Origin of the sequence: Enterococcus dongliensis (assembly GCF_031927985.1) — a bacterium.
Lineage (GTDB): Bacteria > Bacillota > Bacilli > Lactobacillales > Enterococcaceae > Enterococcus_A > Enterococcus_A dongliensis.
The window spans coordinates 42,735-59,396 of sequence record NZ_JARPZC010000007.1 but is presented as its reverse complement, the minus strand read 5'-3'; the positions used below and the strand labels follow the sequence as shown (position 1 = coordinate 59,396).

At 40.2% G+C, this 16,662-nt stretch carries 27 protein-coding genes and 1 tRNA gene; 25 read left to right on the top strand and 3 right to left on the bottom strand.

Features of this window, described 5'->3' with window-relative positions:
• Positions 1 to 32: 32 nt before the first annotated feature.
• Positions 33 to 659, top strand: a complete 627-nt coding sequence (udk, locus tag P7D84_RS06960; protein ID WP_137603778.1) for a uridine kinase — start codon at positions 33 to 35, stop codon at positions 657 to 659.
• Positions 660 to 853: 194 nt separating this feature from the next.
• On the opposite strand, the gene P7D84_RS06955 is transcribed toward udk, so the two are convergent.
• The 3 genes from P7D84_RS06955 to rpiA all read right to left on the bottom strand — a co-directional run bounded on the left by P7D84_RS06955 (position 854) and on the right by rpiA (position 2,531).
• Positions 854 to 937: transfer RNA gene (locus P7D84_RS06955), tRNA-Leu, on the bottom strand.
• Between the two features lie 97 nt (positions 938 to 1,034).
• Entirely contained in the window at positions 1,035 to 1,721 is a 687-nt protein-coding gene (gene gpmA, locus P7D84_RS06950; RefSeq protein WP_137603777.1) for a 2,3-diphosphoglycerate-dependent phosphoglycerate mutase, read from the bottom strand.
• A gap of 129 nt (positions 1,722 to 1,850) precedes the next feature.
• Positions 1,851 to 2,531 carry a ribose-5-phosphate isomerase RpiA gene (rpiA, locus tag P7D84_RS06945; RefSeq protein ID WP_137603776.1) on the bottom strand — a complete coding sequence of 227 codons (681 nt, stop codon included), beginning with the start codon at positions 2,529 to 2,531 and terminating at the stop codon, positions 1,851 to 1,853.
• Positions 2,532 to 2,940: 409 nt separating this feature from the next.
• Here rpiA and rpsL point away from each other — a divergent pair, with 409 nt between their 5' ends.
• From rpsL to rpmD, 24 genes are all read left to right on the top strand, one after another.
• Positions 2,941 to 3,354, top strand: coding sequence for a 30S ribosomal protein S12 (gene rpsL, locus P7D84_RS06940; protein WP_010742744.1), 414 nt, complete (start codon positions 2,941 to 2,943; stop codon positions 3,352 to 3,354).
• 44 nt (positions 3,355 to 3,398) lie between these two features.
• A complete protein-coding gene (gene rpsG / locus P7D84_RS06935) occupies positions 3,399 to 3,869 on the top strand; it encodes a 30S ribosomal protein S7 (protein ID WP_137603775.1) in 471 nt (156 codons plus the stop codon).
• Positions 3,870 to 3,949: 80 nt separating this feature from the next.
• A complete protein-coding gene (gene fusA / locus P7D84_RS06930) occupies positions 3,950 to 6,034 on the top strand; it encodes an elongation factor G (protein ID WP_137603774.1) in 2,085 nt (694 codons plus the stop codon).
• A 161-nt stretch (positions 6,035 to 6,195) separates the two neighbouring features.
• A complete protein-coding gene (tuf, locus tag P7D84_RS06925) occupies positions 6,196 to 7,383 on the top strand; it encodes an elongation factor Tu (RefSeq protein WP_137603773.1) in 1,188 nt (395 codons plus the stop codon).
• A 463-nt stretch (positions 7,384 to 7,846) separates the two neighbouring features.
• Entirely contained in the window at positions 7,847 to 8,155 is a 309-nt protein-coding gene (gene rpsJ / locus P7D84_RS06920) for a 30S ribosomal protein S10 (RefSeq protein WP_010756438.1), read from the top strand.
• Between the two features lie 21 nt (positions 8,156 to 8,176).
• A complete protein-coding gene (gene rplC / locus P7D84_RS06915) occupies positions 8,177 to 8,806 on the top strand; it encodes a 50S ribosomal protein L3 (protein WP_137603772.1) in 630 nt (209 codons plus the stop codon).
• Positions 8,807 to 8,834: 28 nt separating this feature from the next.
• Positions 8,835 to 9,458, top strand: coding sequence for a 50S ribosomal protein L4 (rplD, locus tag P7D84_RS06910; protein ID WP_311805696.1), 624 nt, complete (start codon positions 8,835 to 8,837; stop codon positions 9,456 to 9,458).
• Positions 9,458 to 9,745 (top strand): 50S ribosomal protein L23, encoded by a 288-nt coding sequence (gene rplW, locus P7D84_RS06905; protein ID WP_311805693.1) that lies wholly within the window; start codon positions 9,458 to 9,460, stop codon positions 9,743 to 9,745. Before rplD ends, rplW begins: the two co-directional genes overlap by 1 nt.
• 39 nt (positions 9,746 to 9,784) lie before the next feature.
• Positions 9,785 to 10,618, top strand: a complete 834-nt coding sequence (gene rplB / locus P7D84_RS06900) for a 50S ribosomal protein L2 (protein ID WP_137603769.1) — start codon at positions 9,785 to 9,787, stop codon at positions 10,616 to 10,618.
• A gap of 42 nt (positions 10,619 to 10,660) precedes the next feature.
• A complete protein-coding gene (gene rpsS, locus P7D84_RS06895; protein WP_071857885.1) occupies positions 10,661 to 10,939 on the top strand; it encodes a 30S ribosomal protein S19 in 279 nt (92 codons plus the stop codon).
• 21 nt (positions 10,940 to 10,960) lie between these two features.
• Positions 10,961 to 11,308 carry a 50S ribosomal protein L22 gene (rplV, locus tag P7D84_RS06890; protein WP_137603768.1) on the top strand — a complete coding sequence of 116 codons (348 nt, stop codon included), beginning with the start codon at positions 10,961 to 10,963 and terminating at the stop codon, positions 11,306 to 11,308.
• A 13-nt stretch (positions 11,309 to 11,321) separates the two neighbouring features.
• Positions 11,322 to 11,978: a 30S ribosomal protein S3 gene (gene rpsC / locus P7D84_RS06885; RefSeq protein WP_010747212.1), complete on the top strand. Its 657-nt coding sequence runs from the start codon at positions 11,322 to 11,324 to the stop codon at positions 11,976 to 11,978.
• A gap of 2 nt (positions 11,979 to 11,980) precedes the next feature.
• The gene (gene rplP / locus P7D84_RS06880) at positions 11,981 to 12,415 is read left to right on the top strand and encodes a 50S ribosomal protein L16 (RefSeq protein WP_137603767.1); all 435 of its coding nucleotides are present in this window, start codon (positions 11,981 to 11,983) and stop codon (positions 12,413 to 12,415) included.
• Positions 12,405 to 12,596 carry a 50S ribosomal protein L29 gene (gene rpmC, locus P7D84_RS06875; protein WP_010747210.1) on the top strand — a complete coding sequence of 64 codons (192 nt, stop codon included), beginning with the start codon at positions 12,405 to 12,407 and terminating at the stop codon, positions 12,594 to 12,596. The genes rplP and rpmC overlap by 11 nt, the downstream gene beginning before the upstream one ends.
• A 21-nt stretch (positions 12,597 to 12,617) precedes the next feature.
• The gene (rpsQ, locus tag P7D84_RS06870) at positions 12,618 to 12,884 is read left to right on the top strand and encodes a 30S ribosomal protein S17 (RefSeq protein WP_010782055.1); all 267 of its coding nucleotides are present in this window, start codon (positions 12,618 to 12,620) and stop codon (positions 12,882 to 12,884) included.
• A gap of 55 nt (positions 12,885 to 12,939) precedes the next feature.
• The gene (rplN, locus tag P7D84_RS06865) at positions 12,940 to 13,308 is read left to right on the top strand and encodes a 50S ribosomal protein L14 (RefSeq protein WP_137603766.1); all 369 of its coding nucleotides are present in this window, start codon (positions 12,940 to 12,942) and stop codon (positions 13,306 to 13,308) included.
• 35 nt (positions 13,309 to 13,343) lie between these two features.
• Positions 13,344 to 13,655, top strand: coding sequence for a 50S ribosomal protein L24 (gene rplX / locus P7D84_RS06860; RefSeq protein WP_067621751.1), 312 nt, complete (start codon positions 13,344 to 13,346; stop codon positions 13,653 to 13,655).
• A 26-nt stretch (positions 13,656 to 13,681) separates the two neighbouring features.
• Positions 13,682 to 14,221: a 50S ribosomal protein L5 gene (gene rplE, locus P7D84_RS06855; RefSeq protein WP_137603765.1), complete on the top strand. Its 540-nt coding sequence runs from the start codon at positions 13,682 to 13,684 to the stop codon at positions 14,219 to 14,221.
• Between the two features lie 17 nt (positions 14,222 to 14,238).
• Positions 14,239 to 14,424 carry a type Z 30S ribosomal protein S14 gene (locus P7D84_RS06850; RefSeq protein ID WP_028020384.1) on the top strand — a complete coding sequence of 62 codons (186 nt, stop codon included), beginning with the start codon at positions 14,239 to 14,241 and terminating at the stop codon, positions 14,422 to 14,424.
• A gap of 32 nt (positions 14,425 to 14,456) precedes the next feature.
• Positions 14,457 to 14,855: a 30S ribosomal protein S8 gene (rpsH, locus tag P7D84_RS06845; protein WP_137603764.1), complete on the top strand. Its 399-nt coding sequence runs from the start codon at positions 14,457 to 14,459 to the stop codon at positions 14,853 to 14,855.
• Between the two features lie 31 nt (positions 14,856 to 14,886).
• On the top strand, positions 14,887 to 15,423 hold the full coding sequence (gene rplF, locus P7D84_RS06840) for a 50S ribosomal protein L6 (protein WP_010782051.1): 537 nt from the start codon (positions 14,887 to 14,889) through the stop codon (positions 15,421 to 15,423).
• A 151-nt stretch (positions 15,424 to 15,574) separates the two neighbouring features.
• Entirely contained in the window at positions 15,575 to 15,931 is a 357-nt protein-coding gene (gene rplR / locus P7D84_RS06835) for a 50S ribosomal protein L18 (protein WP_137603763.1), read from the top strand.
• 20 nt (positions 15,932 to 15,951) lie between these two features.
• Positions 15,952 to 16,452, top strand: coding sequence for a 30S ribosomal protein S5 (gene rpsE / locus P7D84_RS06830; protein ID WP_137608901.1), 501 nt, complete (start codon positions 15,952 to 15,954; stop codon positions 16,450 to 16,452).
• Between the two features lie 14 nt (positions 16,453 to 16,466).
• Positions 16,467 to 16,646, top strand: a complete 180-nt coding sequence (rpmD, locus tag P7D84_RS06825; protein ID WP_137603761.1) for a 50S ribosomal protein L30 — start codon at positions 16,467 to 16,469, stop codon at positions 16,644 to 16,646.
• Positions 16,647 to 16,662: the final 16 nt, after the last annotated feature.

Here is a 16,662-nt window from a genome sequence, read left to right as displayed (position 1 = left end):
GACTAATGAAAAACGAAAGAGGTTTTATTTACATGAAAAACAAGCCGATCATTATTGGTGTAACGGGCGGTTCCGGAAGTGGAAAAACAAGTGTCAGCCGCGCAATCTACAATCGGTTTCCCGATCATTCCATCATGATGCTGGAACACGATTCTTATTATAAGGACCAAAGCGGTATCAGCTTCGAAGAACGGTTAAAAACAAATTACGATCATCCCTTTGCCTTTGACACGGATCTATTGATCGAGCATTTGAAGGAATTGACCCACTATCAATCAGTGGAAGTTCCAATCTATGATTATGTCGCTCATACGCGTAGTGAAGAAGTTTATGTGCAAGCCCCTAAGGAAGTCATTATCCTAGAAGGAATCTTGATCTTAGAAGATGAACGCTTGCGCGATATGATGGACATCAAGATTTACGTAGATACGGATGATGACATTCGGATTATTCGGCGAATCAACCGCGACATGAATGAACGCGGCCGAACATTAGAATCAGTTATCGGTCAATATTTATCTGTAGTAAAACCGATGTATCATCAATTTATTGAACCGACAAAACGTTATGCAGACATCATCGTGCCAGAAGGCGGCGAAAATCATGTTGCCATCGACTTGATTGCAACGAAGGTCGCTAGTTTTTTGAATCATGATTAAAAATAAATAGTTGATCTATTGCCAGATTGGCTTGAATGAATACGTCTTATGACAAGAAAAATATCCGAATGATCGAAGTATTACGCCTGTGGTCCGGTGGGGCCTTATCGCAAAGTTGCGATAAACAGTCGTTTTACATTGGATCGTTCGGATATTTTTCTTGTATTTAACCGATGTGGCGATTAATTGATTTATGCGGCCGAGAAGACTCGAACTTCCACGGTATTGCTACCACTAGCGCCTGAAGCTAGCGCGTCTGCCAATTCCGCCACGACCGCAAGAAATATATACTTTATTCTAGCACAAAAAAATTATTCTGACAGAACAGAAAATATTATTTAAAAAACCCGACTCACTCATGAGCCGGGAAAATTCTTATAAGTAGTATTTTTTAGCGACTGTTAAATCATCATTTAGATCATAAACAAGTGGTTGACCTGTTGGGATCTCTAAATCCATGATGTCTTCGTCAGAAATACCTTCGATGTGTTTAGCTAGTGCACGTAATGAGTTACCATGTGCAGCGACTAATACAGTTTTACCATCTTTTAAAGCAGGAGCGATTTCGTCTTGCCAGAAAGGTAATGCACGTTCCAAAGTAACTTTTAAGTTTTCTCCACCAGGAATATCGCGAGGATCTAACATAGCGTAACGACGGTCTTGTGCTGCAGAACCTTCGTCAGTTGCTTCCATCAATGGAGGCAATACATCGTAAGAACGACGCCAGATATGAACTTGTTCGTCACCATATTTTTCAGCAGTTTCTTTTTTGTTCAATCCTTGTAATTTACCGTAGTGACGTTCGTTCAAGCGCCAAGATTTGAAAGTTGGTACCCAAAGTTGATCAGAATATTCTAAGATCAAGTCACAAGTTTTGATTGCACGAGTTAAAACTGATGTATAAGCCACATCAAATTCAATTCCTGCTTCTTTAATTTTACGGCCGCCTTCTTTTGCTTCTTCGACACCTTCTGGAGCCAAATCAACGTCTGCCCAGCCTGTGAATTGGTTTAATTTGTTCCATTCGCTCAAGCCGTGACGAGAAAAAACTAATTTTGGCATATCATTCTCTCCTTTTGAAATTTCTGAAATTTTCAATTTCTGATTCATTGTACAATGTTTCAACTATGATTTCCATTAAATTGAGTCGATTTTTGTCAAATCAGACGCTTTAAGGAGGCATTTACTCAATTATTTTGCCGGAACTTCTAAAATTTTTGGTCCTTCCGGTGTACCTACGATCGCACGGGAAATCATATCGATGAATAGTCCGTGTTCAACAACACCGACATAATCGTCCAATTCTTTTGCCAAAGCGCGAGGATCTTCAATCACTTCTAAGTGCAGATCGATGATGTAGTGACCGCCATCGGTTGTCAATAATTCATCAGCTTCTGTTTTACGCCAAGTTGGTCGGTAGCCTTTTGCTTCGAATAAACGGAAGAGGTTATGTCCGCCGAAAGGGACTACTTCAACTGGCAAAGGAAATTTTCCTAGTTTATCGACCATTTTGCTTTCGTCGACAATCCAAATACAATCTTTTGAATAAGTTGCTACTACTTTTTCAAAAAGTAAAGCTGCGCCGCCGCCTTTGATTCCTTGGAAATCGGCACTGATTTCATCGGCGCCATCGATCGTAAGGTCAACGGAATCTACTTCATCAATGGCTTTTAAAGGAATTCCTAGTTCTTTTGCCTGTTCTTCAGTTTTTGAAGAAGTTACGACACCAGTAATTTTTAAACCTTCTTCATTTACGCGACGTCCTAATTCCTTTACTAAATAATATGCTGTTGAACCAGTTCCTAATCCTACGGTCATCCCATCTTTGACAAACTTGGCCGCCTCGATCCCAACTAACTCTTTCAAATTCATTGAAATATCCCACCTTTTATTAAGTTGCTTCTATTGTAATCGGAAAAAAAGAAAAAAGATAGCTTTTTAAGTAGAAAAGACCAAAAAGGAAAAGTCGATTAATCAGCGACCCTTCAATAAATTATTTATTTTTTTCGTTAGAATAAGATTTTTCTTATTTGATCATTCGTGATAAAAAATAATTTTTAATGAAAGCGTGAAAAAACTCTAAGATAGTTTATTGACAGCTAAAACTAATCGTGGTATGCTATCAAAGGTGCTTTGTGAACAGGTCTCTCACATGAGACGTGCTGACTGTGTCGAAGTACACTTGATAGAGAATGCAGGGATGCATTATTTTTTATCGCTAAAAAAGAACCACCAGGATGTGTGGTACTAGAAAGCGAATCGAGGAAGGAGGAAACAAGGAATGCCTACAATTAACCAATTAGTACGTAAACCTCGTAAATCAAAGGTGGAAAAATCAAATTCACCAGCATTGAACAAAGGATATAACAGCTTTAAGAAAGCTCAAACAAACGTGAACTCACCACAAAAACGTGGAGTTTGTACACGTGTGGGGACTATGACACCTAAGAAACCTAACTCAGCATTACGTAAATATGCTCGTGTTCGTTTGTCAAACTTAATCGAAGTAACAGCTTATATTCCAGGTATCGGCCATAACCTACAAGAACATAGTGTTGTTCTATTACGTGGTGGACGTGTAAAAGATTTACCAGGGGTACGTTACCATATCGTTCGTGGCGCGCTAGATACTGCCGGCGTTAACGATCGTAAACAAAGCCGTTCTAAATACGGTACTAAAAAACCTAAAGCTTAATCAAACGAATAGATAAGACATATTTTCGGAAGGAGGAGTTACGTATGACTCGTAAAGGAATTATTGCAAAACGTGATGTTTTGCCAGATCCTATGTATAACTCTAAGTTAGTAACTCGTTTAATCAACCGTGTAATGGTTGACGGCAAACGCGGTACTGCTTCAAACATCGTATACAATGCTTTTAGCACAATCAAAGAATCAACAGGAAATGATCCGTTGGAAGTTTTCGAACAAGCAATGGAAAACATCATGCCTGTATTAGAAGTTAAAGCTCGCCGTGTTGGGGGTTCTAACTATCAAGTTCCCGTTGAAGTACGCCCAGAACGTCGTACTACTTTGGGATTGCGTTGGGTTGTAAACTTCGCACGTTTACGTGGCGAACATACAATGGAAGAACGCTTAGCAAAAGAAATTATGGATGCAGCTAACAACACTGGTGCTTCTGTGAAAAAACGCGAAGATACACACAAAATGGCGGAAGCCAACCGTGCATTTGCTCATTATCGTTGGTAAGATTTTTTCAGTTGGTCAAGGCCGACAGAAAAATGATTTAACAATGCTGAATTTAATTTAAGAGAGGAGCAAACAAAGAAATGGCAAGAGAATTTTCTCTAGACAATACTCGTAATATCGGGATCATGGCCCACGTTGATGCAGGTAAAACTACAGCAACTGAGCGTATCTTGTATTACACTGGTAAAATCCATAAAATTGGTGAAACCCACGAAGGCGCTTCTCAAATGGACTGGATGGAACAAGAACAAGAACGTGGAATCACGATCACTTCTGCCGCTACAACAGCCCAATGGAAGGGTCACCGCGTAAATATCATCGATACTCCAGGACACGTGGACTTCACAATCGAAGTGCAACGTTCATTGCGTGTTCTTGACGGTGCAGTAACTGTATTGGACTCACAATCAGGTGTAGAACCACAAACAGAAACTGTTTGGCGTCAAGCAACAGAATACTCTGTTCCACGGATCGTATTCTGTAACAAAATGGATAAAATCGGTGCTGACTTCCTTTACTCAGTAAGCACATTACATGATCGTTTACAAGCGAATGCTCATCCAATCCAATTACCAATTGGTGCAGAAGATGACTTCACTGGTATCATCGATCTAGTTAAAATGAAAGCTGAGATCTACACAAATGATTTAGGAACTGAAATCCAAGAGACTGAAATTCCTGATGAATACAAAGAACAAGCTGAAGAATGGCGCGAAAAATTAATAGAAGCTGTTGCTGATACTGATGAAGACCTAATGATGAAATTCTTGGAAGGTGAAGAAATCACTGAAGAAGAATTGAAAGCTGGTATTCGTAACGCTACTTTAGCTGTAGATTTCTTCCCAGTTCTATGTGGATCAGCCTTCAAAAATAAAGGTGTTCAATTGATGCTAGATGCAGTCATCGACTATCTTCCAGCACCAACTGACGTAAAAGCAATCCAAGGATTTAACCCTAAAACTGACGAAGAAACAGAACGCCCAGCAGATGATTCAGCTCCATTCTCATCACTAGCGTTTAAAGTTATGACTGACCCATTCGTAGGTCGTCTAACATTCTTCCGTGTGTATTCAGGTGTTCTAAATTCTGGTTCATACGTCTTGAACGCATCAAAAGGGAAACGCGAACGTATCGGACGTATCCTACAAATGCACGCGAATACTCGTAAAGAAATCGAAACGGTTTACTCAGGCGATATCGCTGCAGCTGTTGGTTTGAAAGATACAACGACTGGGGATACTTTGTGTGACGAAAAAGCACCAGTTATCCTAGAATCAATCGAATTCCCTGATCCAGTTATCGAAGTTGCGGTTGAACCTAAATCAAAAGCTGACCAAGATAAAATGGGTGTGGCTTTACAAAAACTTGCTGAAGAAGATCCTTCATTCCGTGTTGAAACAAATGTTGAAACAGGCGAAACTGTTATCGCTGGTATGGGTGAACTTCACTTGGACGTTTTAGTTGACCGTATGCGTCGTGAATTTAAAGTGGACGCTAACGTCGGTGCGCCACAAGTATCTTATCGTGAAACTTTCCGTGCTGCGACAAATGCAGAAGGTAAGTTTGTACGTCAGTCTGGTGGTAAAGGTCAATACGGTCACGTATGGATCGAATTTACTCCAAACGAAGAAGGTGCTGGCTTCGAATTCGAAAACGCAATTGTCGGTGGTGTGGTTCCTCGTGAATACATCCCAGCGGTTGAAAAAGGATTAGAAGACGCAATGGCAAATGGTGTGTTAGCTGGTTATCCATTAGTTGATATCAAAGCAAAACTTTATGATGGTTCATACCATGATGTCGATTCAAATGAAACAGCCTTCCGTGTAGCTGCTTCAATGGCGCTACGTGCGGCTGCGAAAAAAGCTAGTCCAGCAATCCTTGAACCAATGATGAAAGTTACGATTACTGTTCCAGAAGATTACTTAGGTGATGTAATGGGTCACGTAACTGCACGTCGTGGTCGTGTTGAAGGTATGGAAGCACATGGTAATTCACAAATCGTTAACGCGATCGTACCATTGGCTGAAATGTTTGGCTATGCAACAACACTTCGTTCTTCTACTCAAGGACGCGGAACATTCATGATGGTCTTTGACCACTATGAAGATGTACCAAAATCAGTTCAAGAAGAAATCATTAAGAAAAATGGCGGCAAAGCTGACTAATTCTTAAAAGTCAATTGAATTTTGATTGATTTCTGCCAAAAGAACTGTATTTTTAACGGTATTTCATGTAATATTATTAACTGATGATATGGGCTCGTGCTGCTTTTGCAGTACGTACCTATCAAAAAAACTAATCTCATTTACTAGGAGGAACATTTTAAATGGCTAAAGAAAAATTTGACCGTTCAAAACCCCATGTTAACATTGGTACTATCGGACACGTTGACCATGGTAAAACAACTTTAACAGCTGCAATTACAACTGTACTTGCTAAACAAGGTGGAGCGCAAGCAATGGACTACGCTTCAATCGATGGCGCTCCTGAAGAACGCGAACGCGGAATCACAATCAATACTTCACACGTTGAGTATGAAACTGAAAACCGTCACTACGCTCACGTTGACTGCCCAGGACACGCGGACTACGTTAAAAACATGATCACTGGTGCTGCTCAAATGGACGGAGCTATCTTAGTAGTATCTGCTGCTGATGGCCCTATGCCTCAAACACGTGAACACATCTTGTTATCACGTAATGTTGGTGTTCCTTACATCGTTGTATTCTTAAACAAAATGGATATGGTTGATGATGAAGAATTACTAGAATTAGTTGAAATGGAAGTTCGTGATCTATTAACAGAATACGATTTCCCAGGCGACGACACTCCAGTTATCGCAGGTTCAGCTTTGAAAGCCCTAGAAGGCGACGCTTCATACGAAGAAAAAATCTTAGAATTAATGGCTGCTGTTGACGAATATATCCCAACACCAGTTCGTGATACTGACAAACCATTCATGATGCCAGTCGAAGACGTATTCTCAATCACTGGTCGTGGTACTGTTGCAACTGGACGTGTTGAACGTGGACAAGTTCGTGTTGGTGACGAAGTTGAAATCGTTGGTATCGCTGAAGATACTGCTAAAACAACTGTTACAGGTGTTGAAATGTTCCGTAAATTGTTAGACTACGCTGAAGCTGGCGATAACATCGGTGCATTATTACGTGGTGTTGCACGTGAAGACATCCAACGTGGACAAGTATTGGCTAAACCAGCTTCAATCACTCCACATACAAAATTCTCTGCAGAAGTTTACGTTTTAACTAAAGAAGAAGGCGGACGTCATACTCCATTCTTCACTAACTACCGTCCTCAGTTCTACTTCCGTACAACTGACGTAACTGGTGTAGTTGATCTACCAGAAGGTACTGAAATGGTAATGCCTGGTGATAACGTAACTATGGAAGTTGAATTAATCCACCCAATCGCTATCGAAGACGGAACTCGTTTCTCAATTCGTGAAGGCGGACGTACTGTTGGTTCAGGCGTTGTAACAGCAATCAAAGCTTAATCAAGCTTTACATTTAAAAACTTATGCTCGGACGTAAAGAGCCGCCAGAATCTGGCGGCTCTTTTTTTGATGAAATTGATTTAAGAAAAAGCAAGTATTTAAAATATTCTTTGTCGAATTATTTGTAATGATGGATAAAAAAACTTAAAACAATATGGATTTAAAAAATATCTTTATTATATAGAAGAAAAAAATTAATCATTGTTAAATCTGAATCATTTTCTGAAAATGTACTAGAAAATCCAAAAAGACTGAGAAAATCCTTGCAATCGTTAACCTCATGTAATATAATCATAAAGGTGCTGTTTGCAGAAGTGCAAATGAACACTGGGGGTTCAAAAAAGAATCCACCGGCTTTGAAACGAGAGGTTGCGACACGCCCGGACGCTTTGCCACGAACGAGCGTGACGGAGATTTTCGTGGAGCTATGTCTACTTTTAAAATAGGCGAAGGAGGGAACAAGATGGCAAAACAAAAAATTCGTATCCGTTTAAAAGCGTATGAACATGGTATTTTAGATCAATCTGCGGATAAAATCGTAGAAACTGCAAAAAGAACTGGAGCTAGCGTGTCTGGTCCAATTCCATTACCAACTGAACGCAGTCTTTACACAGTAATCCGTGCGACTCATAAATACAAAGATTCACGCGAACAATTCGAAATGCGTACTCACAAACGTCTGATTGACATTGTGAACCCAACACCGAAAACAGTTGATGCTTTAATGAAGCTTGACTTACCATCAGGTGTGAACATTGAAATCAAATTATAATAAGAAAATGGAGGTGTAATCATGACCAAAGGAATCTTAGGGAAAAAAGTGGGAATGACTCAAATCTTCACAGAATCTGGCGAACTTATTCCAGTTACTGTTATCGAAGCTACTCCAAACGTTGTTTTACAAGTGAAAACAATGGAAAACGATGGCTACGAAGCTGTTCAATTAGGTTACCAAGATATGCGTGAAGTTTTGTCTAACAAACCTGCGAAAGGTCATGTTGCAAAAGCAAACACGGCTCCTAAGCGCTTCATTCGAGAATTCAAAGATGTTGAGCTAGGAGACTATGAAGTAGGTAAAGAAGTGAAAGTTGATACTTTCCAAGCTGGAGACATCATTGATGTTACCGGAACGACTAAAGGTAAAGGATTCCAAGGCGTTATCAAACGTTACGGACAAAGCCGCGGCCCAATGGCTCACGGTTCTCGTTACCACCGTCGTCCTGGATCTATGGGTCCTGTTGCACCAAACCGTGTATTTAAAAATAAACGTTTAGCTGGCCGTATGGGTGGCAACCGTGTGACAATTCAAAATCTTGAAGTTGTTCGCGTTGACGCTGACCGCAACGTTATCTTAGTTAAAGGAAATGTTCCTGGCGCTAAAAAATCTTTAATCACTATCAAATCAGCTGTGAAAGCTAAATAATTAGTTATAGGAAAGGAGGAACTAAGGAATGCCAACTGTAGCATTATTCAAACAAGATGGAACTAAAAACGGTGACATCACTTTAAATGAAGAAATCTTCGGAATCGAACCAAATGAAAGTGTTGTTTACGATGCAATCGTTATGCAACGCGCTTCATTGAGACAAGGAACACACGCTGTGAAAAATCGTAGCGCAGTTCGTGGCGGTGGCCGCAAACCATGGCGTCAAAAAGGAACTGGACGTGCTCGTCAAGGTTCTATCCGTTCACCACAATGGCGTGGAGGTGGTATTGTCTTCGGACCTACACCACGTTCATACAGCTACAAACTTCCTAAAAAAGTTCGTCGCTTAGCAATCAAATCTGTATTGTCAGAGAAAGTTGCTGAAAATAACTTAGTTGCTGTTGACGCTTTAAGCTTTGACGCTCCTAAAACAAAAGAATTCAAACAAGTATTATCTAACTTGTCTATCGATTCAAAAGTATTGGTTGTTTTAGAAACAGAAAACGAAGTTGCAGGCCTTGCTGCTCGTAACTTATCAAACGTAACTGTAACTACTTCAAACAACGTTACTGTATTAGATGTAGTCGCTAATGATAAAATCTTAGCAACGCAAACCGCTCTTACTCAAATTGAGGAGGTGCTTGCATAATGAACTTACTAGACGTAATCAAACGCCCAGTGATCACTGAAAAATCTATGTTAGACATGGACGAAAAGAAATATACTTTCGAAGTGGACACTCGCGCAAATAAAACTTTAGTGAAACAAGCGGTTGAATCTGCTTTTGACGTTAAAGTTAAAAATGTAAACATTATGAATGCTAAACCAAAAGCAAAACGTATGGGTAAATACCAAGGCTTCACAAAAAAACGTCGCAAAGCTGTTGTGACTTTATCTGAAGAATCAAAAGAAATCCAACTTTTCGACGCTGAATAAGCGTTAGAAAATCACTAGTAAATAGGAGGGAAACTAGACGTGGCGATTAAAAAGTACAAACCTACCTCAAATGGTCGTCGTAATATGACAAGTTCTGATTTCGCTGAAATCACTACTTCAACGCCTGAAAAGACGTTATTACAACCATTGAAAAACAACGCCGGTCGTAACAACAACGGTCGCATCACTGTACGTCATCAAGGTGGCGGACATAAACGTCAATACCGTGTTATCGACTTCAAACGTAATAAAGATAACGTGGTTGCTACAGTACAAACGATCGAATACGATCCAAACCGCTCAGCAAACATTGCATTAGTTCATTATACAGACGGAGTGAAAGCTTACATTTTAGCCCCTAAAGGCTTAGAAGTTGGCATGACGGTCGTATCTGGATCAGATGCTGATATCAAAATTGGGAACACATTACCATTGGAAAATATTCCAGTTGGTACAGTTATCCATAACATTGAAATGAAACCTGGCAAAGGCGGACAATTGATCCGTTCAGCTGGTACAAGTGCTCAAGTACTTGGTAAAGAAGGAAAATACGTATTAGTTCGTTTGAATTCTGGCGAAGTTCGTATGATCTTAGCTACTTGCCGTGCTACTATCGGTTCTGTTGGTAATGAACAACATGAATTGATCAACATTGGTAAAGCTGGTCGTTCTCGTTGGATGCGTAAACGTCCAACTGTACGTGGTAGCGTAATGAACCCTAACGATCACCCACACGGTGGTGGTGAAGGTAAAGCTCCAGTCGGACGCAAAGCTCCAGTATCTCCTTGGGGACAACCTGCATTGGGTTACAAAACACGTAATAAGAAAGCTGCATCAGACAAGCTTATCGTACGTCGTCGCAAGACTAAATAAAACCATTGACTATGTGTCGCATATTTTGAGAGGAGGTACACCATGGGTCGTAGTTTGAAAAAAGGACCTTTCGTCGATGATCATTTGATGAAAAAGGTTGAAGCGCAACAAGGTGTTGAAAAGAAAAAAGTTATTAAAACTTGGTCTCGTCGTTCAACAATTTTCCCTAGTTTTGTAGGATTTACAATTGCTGTTTATGACGGACGCAAACATGTGCCAGTTTACATCCAAGAAGACATGGTAGGACATAAATTAGGTGAATTTGCACCATCAAGAACTTATCGTGGACATGCCGCCGACGATAAGAAAACAAAACGTTAATTTTGAGGGGAGGATATTAACATGGCAGAACAAATTACATCAGCTAAGGCAACTGCGAGAACAGTTCGCACTTCTCCTCGTAAAGCACGTTTAGTAATCGATCTTATCAGAGGAAAAAGCGTAGCAGAAGCAATTTCAATCTTGAAATTCACACCAAATAAATCTGCAGGAATCATCGAAAAAGTTATGATGTCAGCAGTTGCTAACGCAGAAAACAACTTTGACTTAGATGTTGAAAATTTGGTAGTTTCTGAAGCATTTGTTAACGAAGGACCAACAATGAAACGTTTCCGTCCGCGTGCAAAAGGTTCAGCTTCACCAATTAACAAACGTACAAGTCATATTACCGTTGTGGTATCAGAAAAATAAGGAGGGATAATCAGTGGGTCAAAAAGTAAATCCTATTGGAATGCGTGTAGGCATTATCCGTGAGTGGGATGCTAAATGGTATGCCGAAAAAGAGTATGCTGAATTTCTACACGAAGATTTGAGAATCCGTAAGTTCATCGCAACTAAACTTGCTGATGCCGCTGTGTCAACGGTTGAAATCGAACGCGCTGCAAATCGTGTAAACATTTCAATTCACACAGCCAAACCTGGTATGGTTATCGGTAAAGGCGGATCTGAAGTTGAAAGCCTAAGAAAAGAATTAAATAAATTAACTGGTAAACGAGTTCACATCAACATCGTTGAAATCAAAAAACCAGATTTAGATGCAAAATTAGTTGGAGAAGGAATCGCGCGTCAATTAGAAAACCGTGTTGCTTTCCGTCGTGCACAAAAACAAGCGATCCAACGCACAATGCGTTCAGGCGCTAAAGGAATCAAAACTCAAGTATCTGGTCGTTTGAATGGTGCGGATATCGCTCGTTCAGAAGGATACTCTGAAGGAACAGTTCCTCTTCATACATTACGTGCCGACATCGATTATGCATGGGAAGAAGCAGATACAACATACGGAAAACTAGGAGTTAAAGTGTGGATTTATCGTGGAGAAATTCTTCCTACAAAGAAAAACACTGAGAAAGGAGGGAAATAATCATGTTAGTACCTAAACGTGTAAAACACCGTCGTGAATTCCGCGGTAAAATGCGTGGGGAAGCTAAGGGTGGTAAAGAAATCGCATTTGGAGAATTCGGCTTACAAGCTGTAGATTCACATTGGATTACTAACCGCCAAATCGAAGCTGCCCGTATTGCAATGACTCGTTACATGAAACGTGGTGGGAAAGTATGGATTAAAATTTTCCCTCACAAATCTTATACTGCCAAAGCAATTGGTGTACGTATGGGATCTGGTAAAGGTGCTCCTGAAGGCTGGGTTTCACCAGTTAAACGCGGCAAGATCATGTTTGAAATCGCCGGCGTCCCTGAAGAAGTTGCTCGTGAAGCATTACGTCTTGCTTCTCACAAATTACCAATGAAAACTAAGATCGTAAAACGTGAGGAAATGGGTGGTGAATCGAATGAAGGTTAAAGAAATCAGAGAATTAACCACTGCCGAAATGCTAGATCAAGAAAAACAATTAAAAGAAGAATTGTTCAATCTTAGATTCCAATTAGCAACAGGTCAATTAGAAAACACTGCACGTATTAAAGAAGTACGTAAATCGATTGCACGCATCAAAACTGTGTTGCGTGAACAAGCTGACAAATAGTGGAAGGAGGCCATTTCCAGTATGACTGAAGAAAGAAATCAACGTAAAGTTTATCAAGGACGCGTGGTATCTGACAAAATGGACAAAACGATCACTGTTGTCGTTGAAACCCAAAAGAATCATCCAATCTACGGTAAACGCATGAAATATTCTAAAAAATACAAAGCTCACGATGAAAACAATGAAGCAAAAATTGGCGATATCGTGAAAATCATGGAAACTCGTCCGTTATCAGCTACCAAACGTTTCCGTCTGGTTGAAATCGTTGAAAAAGCAGTGATTATCTAATCATACGAGATTTTCCTATATAGATGTTCTTTAAATCTGAAAGGAGGATACACAAGTGATCCAAGCAGAAAGCCGTTTAAAAATCGCGGACAACTCAGGCGCCCGTGAAATTTTAACTATTAAAGTTCTTGGCGGATCTGGTCGCAAAACTGCAAATATCGGTGATGTGATTGTTGCTACGGTTAAACAAGCAACGCCAGGTGGTGTTGTCAAAAAAGGTGACGTCGTTAAAGCCGTTATCGTTCGAACTAAATCAGGCGCTCGTCGTTCTGACGGTTCTTATATCAAATTTGATGAAAATGCAGCTGTTATCATTCGTGATGACAAGAGCCCAAGAGGAACACGTATCTTCGGACCTGTCGCTCGTGAACTACGCGAAGGCAACTTCATGAAGATCGTTTCATTGGCACCGGAAGTATTATAATCGAAAGATTCAACCAAAGGAGGTGCGCAACAGTAATGTTCGTTAAAAAAGGCGATAAAGTAAAAGTTATCTCTGGTAAAGACAGAAATAAAGAAGGCGTTGTATTAGAAGCCCTTCCTAAACAAGACAAAGTCGTTGTCGAAGGCGTCAATATCGTGAAAAAACATAAAAAAGCCTCTCAAGAAGCCCCTCAAGGCGGAATCGTTGAGGTAGAAGCACCAATTCACGCTTCTAATGTTATGGTGATTGACCCTTCAAATGGAGAAGCGACACGCGTTGGCTATAAAGTGGTTGACGGTAAAAAAGTCCGCGTTTCTAAAAAAACCGGCGAAGCTCTAGATAAATAATTAAACAAGGAAGGAGGATCTTATAGATGAACCGCCTAAAAGAAAAATTTGTAAGTGAAATTACACCATCTTTGATGGAAAAATTTAACTATAATTCAGTTATGGAAGTTCCTAAAGTTGAGAAAATCGTCATCAACATGGGTGTTGGTGATGCGGTATCAAACGCAAAAAACCTTGATAAAGCTGTTGAAGAATTGGCTTTGATTTCTGGTCAAAAACCAATCATCACAAAAGCTAAAAAATCAATCGCTGGTTTCCGTTTACGTGAAGGAATGCCTATCGGTGCGAAAGTAACACTACGTGGAGAAAGAATGTATGAATTCTTAGATAAATTAGTGACTGTGTCACTTCCCCGTGTACGTGACTTCCACGGAGTAAGCAAAAAATCCTTTGACGGCCGTGGTAACTTTACTTTAGGTGTTAAAGAACAATTGATCTTCCCTGAAGTAGATTATGATTTAGTTGATAAAGTCCGCGGTATGGATATCGTTGTTGTTACAACTGCTAAAACTGACGAAGAATCTCGCGAATTATTAACACAACTTGGAATGCCATTCCAAAAATAATCAAGGAGGCGAAAAAATTGGCTAAAAAATCAATGATTGCTAAAAACAAACGCCCTGCAAAACATTCAACGCAAGAGTATACTCGCTGCGAACGTTGCGGACGTCCACATTCAGTTTATCGTAAATTTCATCTTTGCCGTATTTGCTTCCGCGAACTTGCCTACAAAGGTCAAATTCCCGGCGTGAAGAAAGCTAGCTGGTAAAATAAACTCGCATAAAGGAGGTAAATAGTTCAATGGTCATGACAGATCCAATTGCAGATTTTCTAACTCGTATTCGTAATGCCAACATGGTAAAGCACGATACAGTAGAAGTGCCTGCTTCAAAAATCAAACGTGACATCGCGGAAATCCTTAAACGTGAAGGTTTCGTCCGTGATGTTGAATATATCGAAGATGACAAACAAGGCATGATCCGTGTTTTCCTTAAATACGGTAAAAATGACGAACGTGTTATCACGAACTTAAAACGTATTTCTAAACCAGGCTTGCGTGCTTATGTCAAAGCTGACGAAGTGCCAAAAGTATTAAACGGTTTAGGTATCGCAATCATTTCTACTTCTGAAGGTTTAGTAACTGACAAAGAAGCAAGAAGTAAAAACGTCGGCGGCGAAGTGCTAGCTTACGTTTGGTAAGATCATACAATCCATGAGGAGGTGTCTTTAAGTGAGCCGTATTGGTAATAAATTAGTCGTTTTACCTGCAGGAGTTGAAGTAACTCAAAACGGAAACGACGTTACTGTTAAAGGACCTAAAGGTGAATTAACTCGTACTTTTTCTTCTGATATCAAAATGAGTATCGAAGGAAACGAAGTAACATTTACTCGTCCAAACGACAGCAAAGAAATGAAAACAATCCACGGAACAACTCGTGCAAACTTCAATAACATGGTTGTTGGTGTTTCAGAAGGGTTCCAAAAAGCATTAGAATTAATCGGGGTTGGGTACCGTGCACAATTACAAGGATCAAAACTTGTATTGAACGTTGGTTATTCACATCCAGTTGAGATCGTAGCTCCAGAAGGCGTTACAATCGAAGTTCCTGCTAACACTCAAGTAGTCGTTAAAGGATCAAACAAAGAAGTAGTAGGCGAATTAGCTGCGAAAATCCGCGGAACTCGTCCTCCAGAACCTTATAAAGGCAAAGGTATCCGCTATGTTGGCGAATACGTACGTCGTAAAGAAGGTAAAACTGGTAAATAGTCATTTTGACCAAAGTCCGATCAGACCAATTATAATATATTTGTTTCGAGGCCCGATTAGGACCATAAAAACAAATTTTACAGTTGGAAAGACACGGACTTATGAAAAATGACACGCGGCTTAGGCCAGCTTAATTAAAGAGGTGACAATTGTGATTACAAAACCAGACAAGAATAAAACACGCCAAAAACGCCATATGCGCGTTCGCGGAAAAATTTCTGGTACTGCTGAGTGCCCACGCTTGAACGTTTTCCGTTCTAACAAAAACATCTACGCGCAAGTAATTGATGACGTAGCGGGTGTGACGCTAGCAAGTGCCTCTGCCTTGGATAAAGAAATTTCAGGTGGAACAAAAACTGAACAAGCACAAGCTGTTGGGAAATTAGTGGCAGAACGTGCATCAGAAAAAGGTATTAAGAAAGTAGTCTTTGACCGTGGTGGATACCTTTACCATGGCCGTGTAGCAGCTTTAGCTGAAGCAGCTCGCGAAAATGGACTAGAATTTTAGGAGAAGGAGGAACACCATTCATGGTTTATATCGATCCAAAACATTTGGAATTAGAAGACCGCGTTGTAGCGATCAACCGTGTTACTAAAGTTGTTAAAGGTGGACGTCGTCTACGCTTTGCTGCCCTAGTTGTTGTCGGTGACAAAAACGGTCATGTAGGCTTTGGTACCGGTAAAGCGCAAGAAGTACCTGAAGCAATTCGTAAAGCAATCGAAGACGCTAAGAAAAACCTAGTCGAAGTACCAATGGTAGGAACTACACTTCCTCACGAAGTTATTGGTGTATTCGGCGGCGGACGTATCTTAATGAAACCAGCCGTTGAAGGTTCTGGAGTTGCCGCTGGTGGACCAGTTCGTGCCGTCTTGGAATTAGCTGGGGTTGCCGATGTAACTTCTAAATCTTTAGGTTCAAACACACCAATCAACGTTGTTCGTGCAACTGTTGAAGGTTTAACTCAATTGAAAAAAGCAGAAGATGTAGCTGCATTACGTGGCATCTCTGTTGAAAACTTAGCTAATTAAGGAGGACGAATGAAATGGCTGAATTAAAAATTACTTTAAAACGCAGTATTATCGGACGTCCTCAAAACCAACGTGATACTGTTAAAGCGTTGGGTCTTAAAAAAATGAACAGCACAGTAGTTAAACCTGCTAATGAAGCAATCAAAGGTATGGTTAACACAGTGTCTCATTTAGTGGACGTAGAAGAAGTTTAATCAACTTGCTAATTTA